Origin of the sequence: Nocardiopsis sp. TNDT3 (assembly GCF_003427465.1) — a bacterium.
GTDB lineage: Bacteria > Actinomycetota > Actinomycetes > Streptosporangiales > Streptosporangiaceae > Nocardiopsis > Nocardiopsis dassonvillei.
In genome coordinates this window covers 1-1,225 of sequence record NZ_QPFC01000713.1, presented here as the reverse complement: position 1 = coordinate 1,225, position 1,225 = coordinate 1, and the positions used below count along the sequence as shown (strand labels likewise).

The window sequence follows — 1,225 nt, the reverse complement described above, 5'->3', positions numbered from 1 at the left end:
GGGTTCTCCGCGCCGAACAGGGTCGAGGGGGCGGGGTGCGGCGTTCCCTCCAGGTCGGAGAGCACCTCGCGCAGGACGCCGGTGAGCTGGTCGGCCATGTCCTCGGCGTCGTGGAAGCGCAGTTCGGGTTCGCTGTGCGTGGCGCGGCGCAGCAGCCGGTCGAAGGACGGGTGGCGCTGGAGCAGCGGCACGGTCTCCCTCGGCGGGATGCTGTGCGGGTGGTCGCGCATGAAGCTGAAGCGGAAGCTGAGCACGGCCAGGGCGCGGCCGACCGAGTACAGGTCGGCGCTGACCGTGGGGCCGGGGCCGCGCAGCTCCTCCTCGGGCACCCGGTACCCGGGCGTGGTGTAGACGGGGCTGACGGTGTCGTCCATGCGCCGCACGCCGCCCAGGTCGATCAGCTTGATCTGCTCCTCGCTCTGGATGACGTTGTCGGGTTTGAAGTCGCAGTAGAGCAGGCTCCTGGAGTGCAGGTAGCCCAGCGCCCGCAGGACCTCCAGGCCGTAGGCGATGACCTGGTCCGGGGGCAGGACGGCGTCGGGGTCGTCCTCCCGGCGCTCGATGAGCAGCTCGCGCAGGGACTTGCCGCCCACGTACTCCATGACGATGTGGCCGCCGGGGATGCCGGTGCGCGGGTCGGGGTGCTGGGAGAAGTTGATGATCTTGACGATGTTGGGGTGCTCGACCTCGGAGAGGAACGCGCGCTCGGCGGCGGCCGCCTTGTGCGCCTCGGCGTCACCGGCGTTGAGCAGGCCCTTGAGGACCACCCAGCGGTCGTTGACGTTGCGGTCCCGGGCCAGGTAGATCCAGCCGAGGCCGCCGTGGGCCAGACAGCCGAGCACCTCGTACTGGCCGCCGACCAGGTCCCCGGGGGAGAGCTTGGGCGTGAAGGAGAACTGGGTCCCGCACTTGCGGCAGAAGCCCTCGGTGCGCCCGGGCTGGTCGCCCTGGGTGCGGCCGACCCGCTCCCCGCAGTTGCCGCAGAAGCGGTTCTTCTCCGCGACGACGGGGTTGTCCATGACGGCTTCGGAGGGGTCCCGGTAGGGGACGAGGGGCACCTGGACCATGCCCATGCCGAGCATGCCGCGGGAGGAGCGGCGGCTGCCGCGTCCGGCGCCGCTGACGCTGGCGCCCGAGGTCGCGGAGACACTGCCGGGACCGGAGCGCCCCGAGAGCCTGACGTTGCCGGAGAGGGGGTGGGAGTGGACGGGGTCGCCGCTGAGGG

At 71.8% G+C, this 1,225-nt stretch carries 1 protein-coding gene; it reads right to left on the bottom strand.

The window, feature by feature from the left end:
• Window positions 1–1,225, bottom strand: a 1,225-nt coding sequence (locus DQW06_RS17680; protein WP_232833063.1) for a serine/threonine protein kinase, incomplete at both ends; no start/stop codon positions are given.